Origin of the sequence: Streptosporangium pseudovulgare (assembly GCF_014648055.1) — a bacterium.
GTDB lineage: Bacteria > Actinomycetota > Actinomycetes > Streptosporangiales > Streptosporangiaceae > Streptosporangium > Streptosporangium pseudovulgare.
The window spans coordinates 127,079-143,900 of the sequence record NZ_BMQJ01000019.1; the positions used below are offsets into that span (position 1 = coordinate 127,079).

The 16,822-nt window shown below is 71.3% G+C and carries 13 protein-coding genes; 6 read left to right on the forward strand and 7 right to left on the reverse strand.

The window, feature by feature from the left end; all coding sequences use genetic code 11:
* Positions 1 to 184: 184 nt before the first annotated feature.
* On the reverse strand, positions 185 to 2,008 hold the full coding sequence (locus tag IEZ10_RS31120; RefSeq protein WP_189250081.1) for an acyl-CoA dehydrogenase: 1,824 nt from the start codon (positions 2,006 to 2,008) through the stop codon (positions 185 to 187).
* A gap of 192 nt (positions 2,009 to 2,200) precedes the next feature.
* Between IEZ10_RS31120 and IEZ10_RS31125 the strand changes: the two genes are divergently transcribed.
* From IEZ10_RS31125 to IEZ10_RS31135, 3 genes are all read left to right on the forward strand, one after another.
* A complete protein-coding gene (locus IEZ10_RS31125; RefSeq protein WP_229811826.1) occupies positions 2,201 to 3,055 on the forward strand; it encodes a class I SAM-dependent methyltransferase in 855 nt (284 codons plus the stop codon).
* Between the two features lie 144 nt (positions 3,056 to 3,199).
* Positions 3,200 to 3,568, forward strand: a complete 369-nt coding sequence (locus tag IEZ10_RS31130; RefSeq protein ID WP_189250082.1) for a VOC family protein — start codon at positions 3,200 to 3,202, stop codon at positions 3,566 to 3,568.
* 122 nt (positions 3,569 to 3,690) lie between these two features.
* Positions 3,691 to 4,182 (forward strand): SRPBCC family protein, encoded by a 492-nt coding sequence (locus IEZ10_RS31135; RefSeq protein ID WP_189250083.1) that lies wholly within the window; start codon positions 3,691 to 3,693, stop codon positions 4,180 to 4,182.
* Between the two features lie 151 nt (positions 4,183 to 4,333).
* Here the strand turns inward: IEZ10_RS31135 and IEZ10_RS31140 are convergent, their stop codons facing one another.
* The gene (locus tag IEZ10_RS31140) at positions 4,334 to 4,807 is read right to left on the reverse strand and encodes a hypothetical protein (RefSeq protein WP_179822490.1); all 474 of its coding nucleotides are present in this window, start codon (positions 4,805 to 4,807) and stop codon (positions 4,334 to 4,336) included.
* A 158-nt stretch (positions 4,808 to 4,965) separates the two neighbouring features.
* Between IEZ10_RS31140 and IEZ10_RS31145 the strand changes: the two genes are divergently transcribed.
* Both IEZ10_RS31145 and IEZ10_RS31150 read left to right on the forward strand, forming a co-directional pair.
* Positions 4,966 to 5,415, forward strand: a complete 450-nt coding sequence (locus IEZ10_RS31145; protein WP_189250084.1) for a GNAT family N-acetyltransferase — start codon at positions 4,966 to 4,968, stop codon at positions 5,413 to 5,415.
* A 51-nt stretch (positions 5,416 to 5,466) separates the two neighbouring features.
* Positions 5,467 to 6,270, forward strand: a complete 804-nt coding sequence (locus IEZ10_RS31150; protein WP_189250085.1) for an alpha/beta hydrolase — start codon at positions 5,467 to 5,469, stop codon at positions 6,268 to 6,270.
* Here IEZ10_RS31150 and IEZ10_RS31155 read toward each other — a convergent pair.
* Both IEZ10_RS31155 and IEZ10_RS31160 read right to left on the reverse strand, forming a co-directional pair.
* Positions 6,251 to 8,272: a molybdopterin-containing oxidoreductase family protein gene (locus tag IEZ10_RS31155; RefSeq protein ID WP_189250086.1), complete on the reverse strand. Its 2,022-nt coding sequence runs from the start codon at positions 8,270 to 8,272 to the stop codon at positions 6,251 to 6,253. The genes IEZ10_RS31150 and IEZ10_RS31155 overlap by 20 nt on opposite strands.
* A gap of 179 nt (positions 8,273 to 8,451) precedes the next feature.
* Positions 8,452 to 10,008, reverse strand: coding sequence for a M28 family metallopeptidase (locus IEZ10_RS31160; RefSeq protein ID WP_189250087.1), 1,557 nt, complete (start codon positions 10,006 to 10,008; stop codon positions 8,452 to 8,454).
* Between the two features lie 442 nt (positions 10,009 to 10,450).
* On the opposite strand from IEZ10_RS31160, the gene IEZ10_RS31165 reads away from it, so the two are divergent.
* The gene (locus IEZ10_RS31165) at positions 10,451 to 12,877 is read left to right on the forward strand and encodes a lysylphosphatidylglycerol synthase transmembrane domain-containing protein (protein WP_229811827.1); all 2,427 of its coding nucleotides are present in this window, start codon (positions 10,451 to 10,453) and stop codon (positions 12,875 to 12,877) included.
* A 192-nt stretch (positions 12,878 to 13,069) separates the two neighbouring features.
* Here the strand turns inward: IEZ10_RS31165 and mgrA are convergent, their stop codons facing one another.
* The 3 genes from mgrA to IEZ10_RS39420 all read right to left on the reverse strand — a co-directional run.
* Complete coding sequence (mgrA, locus tag IEZ10_RS31170) at positions 13,070 to 14,089, reverse strand: L-glyceraldehyde 3-phosphate reductase (RefSeq protein ID WP_444545403.1); 1,020 nt, start codon at positions 14,087 to 14,089, stop codon at positions 13,070 to 13,072.
* A 5-nt stretch (positions 14,090 to 14,094) separates the two neighbouring features.
* Entirely contained in the window at positions 14,095 to 16,155 is a 2,061-nt protein-coding gene (locus IEZ10_RS31175) for a S9 family peptidase (protein ID WP_189250089.1), read from the reverse strand.
* A gap of 433 nt (positions 16,156 to 16,588) precedes the next feature.
* Positions 16,589 to 16,822: hypothetical protein (locus IEZ10_RS39420; RefSeq protein ID WP_229811828.1), on the reverse strand; the 234-nt coding region annotated here is incomplete at its 5' end.

The following is a 16,822-nucleotide window of genomic DNA, read 5'->3' on the forward strand; positions in this document are numbered from 1 at the left end:
CTTCCCGCGCGATCCCACCACCGGCGCGGTGCGCGCCCGCCCGGAAGGCCCGGGAACGGAGGACCGGAAAAGGCCCGGGGCGGAGGGTCCGGGAACGCGGACGGGGGCGGTCCCGTGAGCGGGACCGCCCCCGTCACCGCCTGCCGCGGGAGCGGGGCGTCTTCGGAAGGCCGTGATCAGCGGATCAGAAGGCCTCTTCGGGCAGCTCCATCAGGTCCTGGTCCGTCGCGGCGAGCACCCGGCGCTCGGCCGCGATGCGGGGCAGGACGGTCTGGGCGAAGAACGAGGCCGCCGAGACCTTCCCGGTGTAGAACGCCCTGTCCCGGTCGGACTCGCCGAGCGCCCTGAGGGCCACCTCGGCCTGGCGCAGCAGCAGCCAGCCGATCACCACGTCGCCCAGGGCGAGCAGGAACCGGGTGGTGTTGAGGCCGACCTTGTAGACCTCCTGCGGCGTCTCCAGCGAGGAGATCGCCCAGCCGGCCATCGTGTCGGCCATGGCCTTGACCTCGTCCGCGGCCTCGCCGAGGAGCTTGCGCTCCTCCTTGAGTCGGCCGTTGCCGGCGTCGGAGGCGGCGAACGCCTTGATGTCGCCGTACATCGTGCCGAGGGCGACGCCCTGGTTGCGCATGACCTTGCGGAAGAACAGGTCCATGCCCTGGATCGCGGTGGTGCCCTCGTAGAGGGAGTCGATCTTGGCGTCCCGGATGTACTGCTCGATCGGGTAGTCCTGCAGGTAGCCGGAGCCGCCCAGGGTCTGCAGCGAGCGGGCCAGCAGCTCGTAGGAGCGCTCGGAGCCGACGCCCTTGACCAGCGGGAGCAGCAGGTCGTTCATGGCCTCGGCGTGCTCGTCGCGGCGGCCCTCGAACCCGGCGATCTGCACGGCGTCCTGGTAGGTCGCGGTCAGCAGGACCAGCGCGCGCATGCCCTCGGCGTACGACTTCTGGAGCATGAGCTCGCGGCGGACGTCCGGGTGGCGGATGATGGTCACGCGCGGGGCGGACTTGTCGGCCATCTGGGTGAGGTCGGAGCCCTGCACCCGCTGCCTGGCGTACTCCAGGGCGTTCAGGTAGCCGGTGGAGAGGGTGGCGATCGCCTTGGTGCCGACCATCATGCGGGCGTGCTCGATGATCATGAACATCTGCTTGATGCCCTGGTGCACGTCGCCGACCAGCGTGCCGACGGCCGGGTGCTTCTCGCCGAAGGTGAGCTCGCAGGTCGTGGAGACCTTCAGGCCCATCTTCTTCTCGACGTTGGTGACGTAGACGCCGTTGCGCTCGCCCAGCTCGCCGGTCGAAAGGTCCACGTGGTACTTCGGGACCAGGAACATCGACAGGCCCTTGGTGCCGACGCCGTGCCCCTCGGGACGGGCCAGCACGAGGTGGAAGATGTTGTCGGCCATGTCGTGCTCGGCGCTGGTGATGAAGCGCTTGACGCCCTCGATGTGCCAGGTGCCGTCGGGCTGCTGCACGGCCTTGGCGCGGCCGGCGCCCACGTCGGAGCCGGCGTCGGGCTCGGTGAGGACCATCGTGGCGCCCCACTGGTGCTCGATGGCCAGCTCGGCGAAGCGCTTCTGGTCCTCGGTGCCGATCGTGTGCAGCACGTGGGCGAAGGCGGGGCCGCTGGAGTACATCCAGATGGCCGGGTTGGCGCCGAGCACCAGCTCGGCCAGCGCCCAGTTGACGCTGTTGGGCAGGCCGGGGCCGTTCAGCTCGGCGGGCAGGCCGAGGTTGGTCCAGCCGGCGTCACGGTAGGCGGCGAAGGACCTCTTGAAACCCTCCGGCATGGTGACGGTGCCGGAGGCCGGGTCGAACACCGGGGGCCTGCGGTCGCCCTCCTCGAAAGAGTCGGCCAGCACGCCGGAGGCGAGGCGGTTCACCTCGTCCAGGACGCTGCGCACGACGTCCTCGTCGATGTCGGCGAACAGACCGCTGCCCAGGATGTCCCGGCGCCCGAACACTTCGAAGAGATTGAACTCCAGGTCACGGATGTTGCTCTTGTAGTGGCCCATGGGGTCGGCTCCTTCACACGGGTGAACCGGGACGCTTGCATACTCGCCAGTAACCTTACCGACAATGCTACCCGCGAGTAACCCCTAAAAAACGGCAATGATGGGACGTTTGTCACACATCCTGGGGAGACCCTTTACCCGGGGGACCTTCCGAGCTCCGCCCTGCCGGAAGCGCCGCCGTACTGTCGGGACATGACGAAGTCGTACGGCGGGACGGGCGGGCGGGAACCGGCGGGCGAGCCGCCGGTGGACGGGCGGCCGGTGGACGGGCGGTGGCGCGCCGACCTCGCGCGGTGGGACATCCCCGAGCACATCCTCAGACGGGCCCCGGTGAGCCCCTGGGGACACTCCCCGGCGCGGTTCGCCCAGCGCACCGAGCACGCGCTCGCCGTCCCCGAAGGCCCGTCCCTGGCCAGGATCGCCGAGGCGCTGCCCGCCGCGGGGAGCGTGCTCGACGTCGGCGCCGGCACCGGGGCGGCCTCGCTGCCGCTGGCCGGCCGCCTGGGGGAACTGGTCGCGGTGGACGTCTCCGCCGGGATGCTGGCCGAGCTGACACCCCGGGCCGAACGACTCGGCGTCCCGGTCCGGACGGTGCCGGGCCGCTGGCCCGACGTGGCCGACCGCACCCCGGTGGCCGACGTCGCGGTCGCCGCCCACGTCGTCTACAACGTGCCCGACCTGGCCGCGTTCCTGGCCGAGCTGACCGGCCACGCCCGGCGCCGGGTCGTCCTGGAGCTCACCGAGCACCACCCGATGAGCTGGCTCACCCCGCTGTGGCGGCACTTCCACGGCCTGCCCCGCCCCGCCCGGCCGACGGCGCACGACCTGATCGCCGTCGCCGGGGCGCTCGGTCACGAGGTCCGCCACGAGTCCCACGCGGCTCCGCTGCCCCGCTACGCGTCGCTGGACGAGCTCGCCGAAAGCGCCTGCCGGCGGCTCTGCCTCGCCCCTGACCGGATGGGGGAGGTCGCCGGGGCCGCCGTCGCCCTGGGCATGTGGCCGCTCCCGCGCGAGCGGTGGTTCACGGTCTGGTGGGAGACGGTCTGACGGCCGCGCCGGGCCGCCCGCGGTACGGCGGGGCCGTCGTCCCGGCCGGTACGGCGAGTGCCCGCGCCTGGCCCCGGTACCCGGCTCCGGCGCGCCGCGTAACCTGCTTGACGGCTTAGGCGGTGTCGCGGTTAGGTGTGGGGCATGATTGAGATCCCCTATGTGACCTTCGACTGCGCCGAGCCGTACGAGCTGGCGACCTTCTGGAGCCAGGCCACCGGGTGGCCGATCCACCCGGACGGCAGCGCCGGCGACGACGAAGTCCTCGTGCAGGGCACGCCCAGCCTGCTGTTCATCAAGGTCCCCGAGGGCAAGACGGTCAAGAACCGCGTCCACCTGGACGTCACCGGGGCCGACGGCACCACCCGCGAGGAGGAGGTGGAGCGGCTGGTGAAGCTCGGCGCCACGGTCCACGACGACCGGCGCGCCCCCGACGGCAGGGGCTGGGTGACCATGCTCGACCCCGAGGGCAACGAGTTCTGCGTCTGCCGCGCCGAGTACGAGAGGTCCTGACACCGGTCCCGCGGCACGCGCGACGGCCCGGAATGCGCGACGGCCCGGGGTCTCAAGGGCGGCCGGTCCCCGCACGGCGGCGGGTCTTGCCGGAATGATGTTCGCTCAGGAATGCTGCGGTCATGAGCCCCCCGAGCGCGTCCGTGAGCATCCATGTCTCGGCGCCGCCCGAGACGGTCTACGAGCTCGTCACCGATGTCACGGACATGAGCGGCTGGAACGTCGAGTGCGGGAGCGCCGAATGGGTCGGCCCGATCCGCGAGCCGCGGCCCGGCGCGAGGTTCCGCGGGCGCGACAGGAACGGCCGGCGGCGGTGGGCCACGCTCTGCACGGTCACCGTCGCCGACCCCCACCGGGTCTTCGCCTACGGAGTCCGCGCGGGCGGCCTGCTGGACGTGGCGATCCGGCGCTTCGAGATCACTCCCTCCGGGACCGGCTGCCACGTGGAGCAGAGCACCTGGGACACCCGTGGCCCGGTCATGCGCCTGCTGGGCGGGTTCGTCTCCGGTGTCCGCGACCGGGCCGCCCGCGACCGGGCCGACATGCTGCGGACCCTGGAGCGCCTGAAGGCGGCGGCGGAGGCGGTGGGCGCGCCGCCGTCCACCGGCGGTTGAGCGCTTCCCGCTCGCCACGAGGACCGGGCGGACCTGACAGGCCGGACGGGCCGGACGGATCCGACCGGGCGAGCCGGCGGGCCGTACCGGGAAGGCCGGCGAGCCGTACCGGGAAGGCCGGCGGCCGGGTGCGGTGGGGACGCGCCCGCGCTCAGCCGCCGTACGGCAGGGAGCGGTGCTCGCGGCCCCGTCCCCGGAAGACCAGGGCCAGGAACGCGGTGATCAGGTACACCGCGACGCCGCCCTGGAGCGCGTCGAACGCCGCGCCGAACACGCCCTCGCCGTCCACGACGAGCTGGACCGGATACATGAGCGCGGCGGCCCCGAGCGCCGGGTAGAGCGAGAAACGCCAGGGGTGGCGCAGGGCCCAGAGCCGGGCCTGCCGGGTCACCCGGTCGCCCCTCTCGGGCCTGGAGACCGCGCCGACGGCGGTGACCAGGCTGAACAGGACGATGCCCAGCGACAGCGCCCAGGTCAGGTCGGCGCTTCCCGGCAGGATCACGCCGAGGCCGAAGCTGACGGCCGCGGCGGTGCCGCCGGTCACCGCGGCGGCCTTCCAGGGCGCGCCGTGCAGGGCGGCTCCGGCGAGTGAGATCTCGTCACGTCGAGTCAGTTCGTTGCTCATGCACCCAGGGTGCCTCCCGAGTCCCCCTGCCCGCATCGGGGAGAGACCCTGATTTCGACCCTGACCCCGCGCCCTGCGCCTTCGCGCTCCGCCCCCGCGGGCTCATGCCCCCGTACCCTGCGGATTCGCCGGATTCCCGACCCGGTAGGTTGATCGCCATGTCCGTGGAATTCCGCCTCGCCCGGCCCGGCGACCTGCCGGCCATCGTGTCCCTGATCGCCGACGACGCCATCGCGGCCGCCCGCACCGGCGAGCTCGGCGAGGAGCACCGCGCCGCCTTCGACGCCATCGAGGCCGACCCCGGCAACGAGCTCGTCGTCGCCGAGCTGGACGGCGAGGTGGTGGGCACCATGCAGCTCACCTACATCCCCGGCATCTCCCGGCGCGGCGCCCTGCGGCTGCAGATCGAGGCGGTCCGCGTCGCGGCTCCGCTGCGCGGCCGGGGGCTGGGCCGCCGGATGATGGAGTGGGCCGTCGAGCGGGGCCGCGCCCGCGGCTGCGCGCTGGTCCAGCTCACCACCGACAAGACACGCAAGGACGCCCACCGGTTCTACGACTCGCTCGGCTTCGTCGCCTCCCACGAGGGATACAAGCTCGCCCTGAGTTGATCGTTATCCTCGTCCCCACCGCTAACGACACGAGCCGACGGGACGGGCGATATGAGACGACACGCGTTGGGGCTGGGTGCCCTGGCCATGCTGCTGGCGGCCTGCGGCGGGAACACCGGCGACCCGGAGGCGGCCCCGGCCGCCACCACGAGCGCCGCCGCGAGCGCCACGGAGAGCGCCGCGGCGAGCCCGACCCCGGCCGGCCCGCCGACCCCGAACTCCAGCCCCAGCCCCACCGGGGAGAACATCGCCGGCTGCGTCACCGCGGACATGGGCGAGATCTTCAAGTACACCCGGGACAGCACCGCCACCAAGGGCGTGATCATGGGCAAGGGGAAGGTCGGCGCGGTCGTCTCCTACGAGCGCCGCGGCACCGTGTGCGACTGGCTGCCGCTGGCCGAGCGGCTGGTCGCCGAGGGCCGCCGCGTCCTGCTGTTCGACCGCAACGACGTGGTGAACCCCGAGAAGGACACCGTGGAGATGGCCCGGCGGCTGCACGACGCGGGCGTCGAGAAGGTGTTCCTGATCGGCGGCTCGATGGGCGCGCGGCAGTCCGTGCTCGCGGCCGGCCGGCTGAAGTTCCCGGTGGCCGGGGTCATCAGCGTCTCCGGCGGCACGACCCAGCCCGGGGACGTCACCGCCCTCAAGGCGCCCTTCCTCCAGGTCACCGCCGACGAGGACTCGACCGCCCCGCTCGAACTGGCGCAGGCCGTCTACCAGGAGGCGAAGAAATCGGCCGACCGCCAGCTCCTCGTGCTGAACGGCCGGGAGCACGCCAGCGCCCTGTTCACCGCCGGGCAGAGCGACAAGGCGCTCCAGGCGATCACGGCGTTCGTCACGAAGCACTCGGGCTGATCTCGACCAGGTTGTCGTGGTAGACGGCGCCCCTGCCCAGGTCGGCGTCGCGCGCCTCCACCGCGGCGTTCACCGTCGAGCCTCCGGCGCTCAACTTGCGCCAGTGGCCCTTGGTGGCGGCCACCACGCCGGGCCGTACCCGGTCGCTGATCTCCACCACGGCCTCGAACCCGCCGACGTCGTTGAACACCCGGGCCCGCTGCCCGTCGACGAGCCCCCGCGGTCCGGCGTCGGCCGGGTTGACCAGGACCCGGGGGCCCCGGGAGCGCCGCAGCAGCTCGGGGTTGTTGCCGAAGGTGCTGTTCAGGAACATGTGCGCGGCCGGGGTGACCAGCGTCAGCGGGTACGGCCCCTCGGCGGCCGAGGCCGTGCGCGGGGGGACGTAGGCGGGTCCGGAGCCGAACCGGAGCCTCCCCGAGGGGGTGGGGAAGCCGTCGGCGAACGGCGTGAACGGCCGCGGCACGTTCAGCCGGGCCCACCCCTCCTTGCGCAGCCGGTCCACCGTGATCCCGGCCAGCGACGGGTGGCCGGAGGACAGAAGCTGCTCGGCCAGCTCAAGGTCGGAGTCGTACAGCGACGGCTCGGTCAGGCCCATGTGCCGGGCCAGCCGGCGGAACGTCTCCATCGTCGACAGGCACTCGCCCGGCGGCGGGACGGCGGGCTCGTTCCACATCAGGTACATGTGCCCGTAGCCGGCGTGCAGGTCGGTGTGCTCGATCTGCATGGTCGCGGGCAGCACGATGTCGGCGTAGTCGACGGTGTCGGTGGGGAAGTGCTCCATCACGACCGTGAACAGGTCCTCGCGCAGCAGCCGCTCGCGGATGCGGTTCTGGTCGGAGGTGGAGGCCATCGGATTGGCGCCGTAGACCCACAGGCACTTCACCGACTCGTCCAGCTCGTCGGCCAGCCGGGTCATCGTCCGCCGCCGCACCGGCCGGGCGAGCAGGTCGTCGCGGGTGTCGATGTTCAGGTGGATGTATCCGCTGGTGGAGTAGGCGACCCCGCCGCCGGGACGGCGCCAGTCGCCGGTCACCGCCGGGATGGCGGCGATCGCGCGCAGCGCGGCGCCGCCGCCGGCGTGCCGCTGGATGCCCATCGTGGCCCGGATGCCGGTGGGCCGGGTGCGCGCCAGCCGCAGCCCCAGGGCCCGGATGTCCGACTCGGGCAGCCCGGTGATCTCCGCGACCAGCTCCGGGGGGTGGCGGAGGATCTCCTCGCGGAAGCCCTCCCAGCCCTCGGTGTGCCGGGCGAGGTAGTCGCGGTCCTCCGCGCCCTCGGCGAGGACCACGTTCAGCAGCCCCAGCGCCAGCGCCGCGTCGGTGCCGGGCCGGATCGGCAGGTACTCGTCGGCCTGGTCGGCGGTGCGGGTGCGGATCGGGTCGATCGCGACCACGTGCGCCCCGTCCGCGCGGGCGTCCTGGATGAACTTCCACAGGTGGTGGCCGCTGGTCAGCGTGTTGGTGCCCCACAGCAGGATCAGCTTCGACAGCGCGAACGTCTCGGGGTCCATCCCGCCGGGCGTGCCGTTGATCTCGGTGAGGCCGGCGTTGCCGGCGGCCGAGCAGATGTTCGCGACGTGCCGGGAGGCGCCCAGCACGTTCCAGAACCGGCGCCCCGCCTCGCCCTCGACACCCTGGATGTAGCCGAGCGTGCCGGTGCCCTGGTACGGCCAGATCGCCTCGCCGCCGTGCTCGTCGACGATCCGGCGCAGCCGTACGGAGATCTCCTCCAGGGCCTCGTCCCAGGTGATCCGCTCGAACTCCCCCGATCCCTTGGGACCGGTACGGCGCAGCGGGGAAAGGATGCGTTCGGGCGACTTCACCTGCTCCAGGTAGCGGTTGACCTTCACGCAGAGCGCGCCCCGGGTGTAGGGCTGGTCGGGGTTGCCCCGCATCCCGACGGCCTCGCCGTCCCGCACCGTCACGACCCATGAGCACGTGTCGGGGCAGTCCAGCGGACATGCCCCCAGAACACGCAGTTCACCCATATCACCCAGCGACATGGCTCCGACTTTAGCCGCGGACGCAGAAGGGGGGTACGGCCGGCGTGGCCGTACCCCCCTGCCCCTCCCGGGTCATCCCGGGGCGCCCTCGCGGGCCACCCCGGGACACCCCTGCGCGTCACCCGGGGACACCCGGAGCTCCGGGACGCCCGGACACGTCATCCGGACGCCCCCGCGGGTCACTTCGAGACGCCGCCGTGGTCGTGGTCGGCCCCGAGGCCGCCGCCCCCGGTACCCGCCCGGGTGGCGGCGGGCGTGCCGCCGCCGGGCAGGTCGCGGCTGTAGGCGTAGACGAACGCCGCCGTCGCGACCGCGCCGGTGTTGATCGTCAGCGCCTTGTCGCTGATGTTGGCGATGGTGTCGCACGCCTGGTGGTAGCACTTGTCGTAGGCGACCCCGGCCTGGCCGCCGAACTTGGCCGCCTCCTCGGGGCTCTTGACGCCCTCCGCGCCGGTGAACAGGCCGCCGGACGGGATGCCCACCGCGATGAACGGGCCGTAGTCGGACCGGCCGGTGAAGTCGGTGCCGACGTACGGCTGGCGGATCGTCCGGTAGTACGTCTCGAAGAGCTTCTCGATCTCGTCCGATCCCGCCGGGCCCGCCGGGGCGCCCGTCTTGTCGGAGTCGTCGCCGTCGTAGATCCCCAGCGTGTAGTTCGGTGAGGCGATCATGTCGAAGTTCAGGTACAGCTTGATCCGGGCCTTCTCCTCGGCGGAGAGGCCGTCCACGTAGTGCTCGGAGCCGAGCAGGCCGAGCTCCTCGGCGCCCCAGAAGGCGAAGCGGAGCCGGTTGCGGGTGGGCAGGTGGCCCGCCCGCAGCGCGGTCTCCAGGACGGCCGCGCTGCCCGAGCCGTTGTCGTTGATGCCCGGCCCCTCGGGGACGCTGTCGAGGTGGGCGCCCAGCATGACGACCTTGCCCGGGTCGCCCTTGCGGCTTTCGGCGATGACGTTGCGGGTCTTGCGGTGCAGGTCGCTCTCGGTGCTCGCCGCGAGCCGCACCGTCGTCCCGGTCGCGGCCAGCTCGCTGCCGGCCGCGAAAGTGGCGCCGACGACGGGGATGTGGGTGGTGGGCTCGTTGAGTGTGCCGTTCAGGAGGGTCCGGCGGTCGTTGGTGCCCTCGCCCGGCTGACCCTCGTTGAAGATGATCACACCCGAGGCCCCGGCCGCCTGGGCGTTCTCGGCCTTGACCTGGAAGTTGCAGGTGCCGCGCTGCATCAGGGCGATGTTGCCCGCGGTGAAGCCCGCGAAGTCGCTCGCCTCGCACCCCGAGGACGAGCTGTTCGGCGTCGGGCTCGGCGGCAGCGTCAGGTCCACGCCCTGCACCGGGGCCGTGACGCTCCCCGAGCCGGAGTAGGTCATGACCCTGAAGTCGGTGTTGCGCGCGTAGGTCTTCGCCGCGGGGGAGACCCGCTCCATGACGGTCGGGGTGATCTCGCGGAAGAACGGGAACTCGAACTCCTGCAGGGTCACGTCGTACCCGGCGGCGCGCAGCTCGCCGGCGACGTAGGACACCGAGGCCTCGTGGCCGGGGGTGCCCGAGGCCCGGGTGCCGCCGTTGGCGTCGGCGATCTGCTGGAACTTCACCAGGTGTTGCTTGACGGACGGGACCTTGACCGAACGGCTCAGCCCCGCCGGGTTCGGATCGGCGCTCGCCGGGGCGGCGGAGACGACGGGCAGGGCCACGGCCGCCGCGGTGGTGACCGCGGCTACCAGACCCCTCGACGCGCGTGCGCGCATGCGGACTCCTTTGGAGAACAACGGTGGTGCCGGAAATCCCCCGTGATCGCGATGGGACAGAACGTAGTCCGGACAATCTTGATCTTTAAAGACCGCTCCGACATTCGTTATCGAGCGGAGTCGAATCAGCGTTCGGGGCGTTCCCCCCTCCCTACTTGACGGGTCGTCTCCGACGGCGTAGGCGCGCGGGAAGCCGGGCCTGGAACGTGCCTTTCATGATCCATTCGGCCCCGCCGGTAGCCGCCGGGATCCCGTACGGCGGACGGCGGGGCTTCTTTTCCGGTTCCGCACAGCAGAATGGAAGCCATCCGCCGGACGGCCGGAAGCCCCTGCGACGCGGTGTTCACGGCTCCGGGCGCCGGCACGAAAGGAAGATCGGTGACGTATCCGTAATGAAGATCGATGACGCAACAGCAATGGAGAACGTGCAGAATCGCGGGTGGTGACCGAAATCAGAGAGCACGGAGAAGCGCCGTCCGCCGGCGATGAGAGGCCCCCGGCGAACGGCGATTCCGCCGTGCTCGTCATCGAGCCGCTGCTCCCGCAGCGCATCCGGCGCCCCTCCGACCTGCTGCGCTTCCTCGCCACGGTCATCGTGCTGGCGGCCGTGGTGCTCCTCGCGCTCGTGGCGCAGAAGACGCTCAACGGTCTTGAGGGCGACGTCGCCGACAGCACCAACCACCTGCCGTTCCTCCTCGGCGGCGTGGTGGGCGTGCTGAGCGGGGCCGCCATGCTCGGCGTCCCCGCCGCCTACGCCATCGAGCGGGTGCTCCACCGCGACGGCCTGCGGGTCGCCGAAGGCGTCTTCGCCGCCATCGCCGGCATGGTCCTCTCCTTCGCCCTCGGCGAGTGGATCATCAAGTTCGGCTCCGCCGAACTGCGGTTCCTGTTCACCAACGGCCGCGGCGACATCGAGCCGCTCAACACGCTGGTCACCTCGGTCATCGCCTACGTCACCGCGGTGCGCATCTCCCGCCGCCCCACCTGGCGCGCGGCCCTGTGGAGCGCGGTCGCGCTCAACACCATCGCGCTCTTCGCCGGCAGCGCCGCCACCCTCCTCGGCGTCGCCGTCTCCCTCCTCGTCGGCCTGGCCGTCGGCTACGCCACCCTGTACGGCCTGGGCAGCCCCAACACCCGCCCGCCGGGCAGCGCGGTCATCACCACGCTCCGCAAGCTGGGCTTCCAGCCCGTCAAGGCCCGGCGGATGGACGACGACCACCAGAGCAGCAGGCGCTACGCCGTCGACCTCAAGGACGGCAACCGCCTCGACGTCACCGTCCTCGACCGCGACCGCCAGGTCGCCGGGCTGCTCTACCGGCTCTGGCGGCGGATCAGGCTCAACAGCGAGACCCGCCGCCGCGCCATCCGCTCGCTCCGCGCCGAGCTGGAGCGCGAGGCCCTGATGGCGTACGCCGCCCAGGCCGCCGGGGCCAGCACACCCCGCCTCGTCGGCACCAGCGAGATCGGCACCGAGGCGGCGCTGCTCGCCTACGCGCACGTCCCCACCCGCCCCCTCGACGACATCCCCGACGAGGAGATCGACGACAACCTGCTCGCCCAGATCTGGGAGCAGGTCCTGCTCCTGCAGGTCCAGCGCCTCGCCCACCGGAGGCTGACCGGCGACAGCATCCACGTCGACGACGAGGGTCGCATCGTCCTCACGGACGCCCGCAGCGGCGAGATCGCCGCCGGCGACCTGCTGCTCCGCCTCGACGTCGCCCAGCTCCTCACCTACCTCAGCCTGCGCGTCGGCGCCGAGCGCGCGGTCGACGCCGCCGCCACCGTCGCCGGGCCCGGCGTGCTGGCCGGTGCGCTGCCGCTGCTGCAGCCCATCGCGCTCACCCGCGAGACCCGGGCGGCGCTCAACCGGAACAAGGGCCTGCTGCCGGCCATCCGGGAGCGGATCGTCGAGCTCGCCCCCAAGGTGGAGAGCGAGGAGGTCCGCCTGGAGCGCTTCCGCCCGCGGACCCTCGTCACGATCATCGCCAGCACCGTCGCCGCGTACTTCCTGGTCGGCTCGCTCAGCCAGATCAACCTGAACGTCCTCAGCTCCGCCAAGTGGGGCTGGACCGTCGTCGCGCTCGCCGCCGCGATGCTGAGCTACCTCGCCGCGGCCCTGATGCTCAAGGGCTTCGTGCCGGAGAAGCTGCCGCTGGGCCGTACGGTGCTCGTCCAGTTCGCCGGGTCCTTCGTCAAGCTCGTCGCGCCCGCCGCGGTCAGCGGTGTCGCCATCAACACCCGCTACCTGCAGAAACGCGGCATTCCGCCGGGGCAGGCGGTGGCCAGCGTGGGCGCCTCGCAGGTCATCGGTCTGGCCTTCCACATCGGCCTGCTGCTGCTGTTCGCCTACGTCACCGGCTCCCGGACCGCCGAGTCGTTCACGCCCTCGCGGACCCTGGTGTTCGCGCTGCTGGCCGTCGCCCTCGTGACGCTGGTCGTGTTGGGAGTCCCGCGGCTGCGCAGGCTGGTCACCTCCCGGGTCCGCAGCCTGTTCTCGGGCGTCGTCCCGCGCCTGCTGGACGTCCTGCAGACGCCCAGCAAACTCTTCGAGGGCTTCGCCGGCACGCTCCTGCTGACCATCTTCTTCGTGACCTGCCTCGACGCCTCCATCCGGGCCTTCGGCGGATCCCTCGACTTCACCGCCGTGGCGATCGTCTTCCTCGCCGGCAACGCCATCGGCTCCGCCGCCCCCACCCCCGGCGGTCTCGGCGCCGTCGAGGTCTCCCTCGCGGCCGGCCTGACCCTCGCCGGCCTGCCCAAGGAGATCGCCACGTCGGCCGTGCTGCTGTTCCGGCTGTTCACCTTCTGGCTGCCGGTCCTGCCCGGATGGGCCTCGTTCGCCTACCTCCAGCGGCACGAGGCGCTGTAGGACGCTCCCGCCCGTCCGGCGGGCCCCGGTCCCGGGACGCGGACGCCCACCGTCCGCGGGTCCGGCGCGGCGCCCCTCCGCGGGCCCTGCCCGGAGGAGCCCGTACCCGAGGCACCTCCGTGAGCCCTGCCCGGAGGAGCCCGTACCCGAGGCCCCCCGGCGCCCGGGACCGCCGTCCCGGGCGCCGGGAGGTCAGGCCTCGCTCGACCGGGCCCAGATGTTGATGCCCGCCTCGACCGCGTCCTTGTCGATGGCCGCGAGCTCGTCGTCGGTGAACGACAGGTTCCGCACCGCCCCGAGGCTGTCCTCAAGCTGCCCGACGCTGCTCGCGCCGATCAGCACGGACGTCACGCGGCTGTCGCGCAGAGCCCAGGAGAGCGCCATCTGGGCGAGCGTCTGCCCCCGCCCCAGGGCGATCTCGTTGAGCCGGCGGACGTGCCGCATCGTCTCCTCGGTCAGCATCTCGGGGGTGAGGAACCTCCCCAGCGAGGCCCGCGACCCCTCGGGAATCCCGTCGAGGTAGCGGCTGGTCAGCATGCCCTGGGCCAGCGGCGAGAACGCGATGCAGCCCATGCCCTCCCGCTCCAGGGCGTCGAGCAGCCCGCCCTCGATCCACCGGTTGAGCATCGAGTAGGACGGCTGGTGGATGAGCAGCGGCGTGCCCATCTCCCGCATGATCCGCGCAGCCTCGACGGTGTGCTCCGGCGAGTAGGAGGAGATGCCCGCGTACAGCGCCCGGCCGGACCGGACCGCGTGGTCCAGCGCGCCCATCGTCTCCTCCAGCGGGGTGTCCGGGTCGAACCGGTGGCTGTAGAAGATGTCGACGTAGTCCAGGCCCATCCGCTTCAGCGACTGGTCGAGGCTGGCGAGCAGGTACTTGCGCGACCCCCACTCGCCGTAGGGGCCGGGCCACATGTCGTACCCGGCCTTCGTCGAGATCACCAGCTCGTCGCGGTACGGCGCGAAGTCCTCCCGCATGTGCCGGCCGAAGTTGGTCTCCGCCGAGCCGTACGGCGGGCCGTAGTTGTTGGCCAGGTCGAAGTGGGTCACCCCCAGGTCGAACGCCCGGCGCAGGATGGCCCGCTGGGTCTCGAAGGGCTTGTCGTCGCCGAAGTTGTGCCAGAGGCCCAGCGAGACGGCGGGCAGCCTCAGCCCGCTCCTGCCGACCCTGTTGTAGGGCTGCCGTCCGTTGTAGCGGTCATCCGCCGCCATGTACGTCACTTGGTCACCTTGGCCGTGTCGAGGATCCAGGAGAGGACGAGAGCCTCCTCACGCCAGGCGTCGTACCTGCCGCTGCGTCCGCCGTGGCCGGCGCCCATCTCCGTCTTGAGCAGGAACGGCCCGCCCCGTGCGATGTCGCGGAGCTTCGCGACCCATTTGGCGGGCTCGTGGTAGAAGACCCGGGTGTCGTTGAGACTGGTGATCGCGAAGATCGGCGGATAGACCCGGTCGTCCACGTTCTCGTACGGCGTGTACGACTTCATGTACTCGTACACGTCGGCGTTGTGCAGGGGATCGCCCCATTCATCCCACTCGATCACCGTCAACGGCAGCGACGGGTCGAGGATCGTGTTGAGCGCGTCCACGAACGGCACCTGGGCGACGACGCCGGCGAAGCTCTCCGGCGCGATATTGGCCACCGCCCCCATCAGCAGCCCGCCGGCCGATCCGCCCCGGGCGATGATCGAGCTCGACCACCCCTCGGCCTTCAGGTGCTCGGCGGCGGCGACGAAGTCGGTGAAGGTGTTCTTCTTCTTCTGGAACTTGCCGTCCTCGTACCAGCGGCGGCCCATCTCGCCGCCGCCCCGGATGTGCGCGATGGCGAAGACGAAGCCCCGGTCGAGCAGGCTGAGTCTGGGGATCGAGAACGACGGGTCGATCGACGCCTCGTAGCTGCCGTAGCCGTACAGGAGGGTGGGCGCGGGCCGCTCGGTGCCCTTCCTGGCCACGATCGAGATGGGGACGCGGGTGCCGTCGGAGGCCGTCGCCCACTCGCGGAACTGCTCGTAGTCGTCCGGGTCGTAACCGCCGAGCACCGGCTTGCGCTTCAGCAGGATCAGCTCACGCGTCGCCAGGTCGTAGTCGTAGACCGACGCAGGGGTGATCATGCTGGTGTAACCCAGGCGCAGCCGCTCGGTGACGAACTCCGGGTTGCCGGCGGGCCCGACGTCGTAGATCGGCTCGGGGAAGGAGATCTCGTACGGCTCGCCGTCCCCCGGGAGGATGCGGATGCCGGTGAGGCCGTCCCGGCGGAAGTGCACGACGGAGTGGCTCTGGAACGCGTCGACGTTGAGCAGCCGGGTGTCGGCACGGTGCTCGATCAGCGGGGTCCAGGTGCCGGGGTCGTCGAGCGGGGCGGTGGCCAGCTCGAAGTTCTCCGCGTTCCGGTTGTGCAGGACCAAGAAGCGGTCGCCGGCGTGCTCGACGCCGTACTCGACGCCCGTCTCACGGGGCCGTACGACGCGGAACTCCCCCGTGGGGTCGTCCGCCTCCAGGATCCTGACCTCGCTGGTGATCTTGCTTTCGGCCGCAAGCATCAGGTAGCGCTCGCTGCGGCTGAGGCCGATGCCCAGCCAGAACCGCTCGTCGGTCTCCTCATGGACCAGCACGTCGTCCTCGGCCGCGGTGCCGATCGTGTGCCGATGGACCCGGTACGGCCGCCAGCTCTCGTCCACCGTCGTGTAGAAGAAGGCGGTGCCGTCCGCCGACCAGGCGCCGCCATAGAAGATGCCCGGGATCTCGTCGGGGAGGATCTCCCCGGTGGTGAGGTTCTTCACCCTCAGGGTGAAGCGCTCGTCGCCGGTGAAGTTCACCGAGTAGGCCATCATGGTCCCGTCGGGACTGACCGCACTGGTGCCGATGGCGAAGAAGTCGCTGTCTCCGGCCAGCTCGTTGCCGTCGAGGAGGACCTCCTCACCGGGAAGCGGCTCGCCGGCCTTCAGCTCGGGCGGCGTCTCCCCGGTGGCCGCCACCCGGCACTGGATGCCGTACTGCTTGCCCTCTTCGGTCCGCGAGTAGTACCACCAGCCGTTCTTCCTGCTGGGGACCGAGAGGTCGGTCTCCAGCGTCCGGCCCTTGATCTCCTGGAAGATCGTCTCCTGCAGGGGCTTGAGATGAGCGGTCGCCTGCTCCGTATAGGCGTTCTCCGCTTCGAGGTAAGCGATCGTGTCGGGATCGTCCTTGACCGTCAGCCACGCGTACTCGTCGATCACGGTGTCCCCGTGGTGTACGCGCTCGCTGGGAACCTTCTTCGCCTTGGGCGGCATCTGACTGCTCACCCCGCCGAGTCTATGTTTCCCGCCGGACCCGTCCCCGGGGGTCCGACGCTTCCCTCCGGTGCTTCCCCGCGGGGGTTCCTTCCGGAGGCCTTCAGGGGTTCCCGGGGGTTCTGAGGGTTTCTGGGGGTTTCTGGGAAAGAGGGCGCGTCTTCCGGTGGGGCCGGGGCGCGGCCGGTGGTTCGGGATCTTCTCCGGGGCACTCTCCGGAGGGCGGTTCGGCTGTCACGGCTCGGCTCCTCTTGGTCCGGCTCGCTTGGTCCGACCCGCTTGGTCCGACCCGCTTGGTCCGACCAGCTTGGTCCAACCCGCTTGGTCCGGCTCCGTTCGGCTCGGTTCGGTTCAGCGCGGGGAGATGTTCGGCCGTTACGGCTCAAGCGGTCCGCGAGGACTGCTAATCTTTCGTGGTCGGCAGGGACCGGCCAAACCACTCCAATCACTTCGGTGACTTCGGCGTGGCTTGCACCGTGTTCCCCGATATCCCCTTGAAACGCACCGCCGCGGAGATCGGTTCGCAGAGCCACTCAGAGGCTGGTAAGTTTGAGGGGTTGCCTCCGAAAGAGGCGGCCCGAATTCCCTTCGGGTCGGCGAAATCGATGAAAGTCGCTCCGAAAGAGCGGTTTGACACGAAAAAGCCGGTCTGAAAGAATAAAGGCACAACGAAACGAAC

Coding starts and splice junctions, on each gene's coding strand:
- IEZ10_RS31120 (WP_189250081.1), bottom strand. CDS start 2,008: ATGGGCCACTACAAGAGCAACATCCGTGACCTGGAGTTCAATCTCTTC.
- IEZ10_RS31125 (WP_229811826.1), top strand. CDS start 2,201: ATGACGAAGTCGTACGGCGGGACGGGCGGGCGGGAACCGGCGGGCGAG.
- IEZ10_RS31130 (WP_189250082.1), top strand. CDS start 3,200: ATGATTGAGATCCCCTATGTGACCTTCGACTGCGCCGAGCCGTACGAG.
- IEZ10_RS31135 (WP_189250083.1), top strand. CDS start 3,691: ATGAGCCCCCCGAGCGCGTCCGTGAGCATCCATGTCTCGGCGCCGCCC.
- IEZ10_RS31140 (WP_179822490.1), bottom strand. CDS start 4,807: ATGAGCAACGAACTGACTCGACGTGACGAGATCTCACTCGCCGGAGCC.
- IEZ10_RS31145 (WP_189250084.1), top strand. CDS start 4,966: ATGTCCGTGGAATTCCGCCTCGCCCGGCCCGGCGACCTGCCGGCCATC.
- IEZ10_RS31150 (WP_189250085.1), top strand. CDS start 5,467: ATGAGACGACACGCGTTGGGGCTGGGTGCCCTGGCCATGCTGCTGGCG.
- IEZ10_RS31155 (WP_189250086.1), bottom strand. CDS start 8,272: ATGTCGCTGGGTGATATGGGTGAACTGCGTGTTCTGGGGGCATGTCCG.
- IEZ10_RS31160 (WP_189250087.1), bottom strand. CDS start 10,008: ATGCGCGCACGCGCGTCGAGGGGTCTGGTAGCCGCGGTCACCACCGCG.
- mgrA (WP_444545403.1), bottom strand. CDS start 14,089: ATGGCGGCGGATGACCGCTACAACGGACGGCAGCCCTACAACAGGGTC.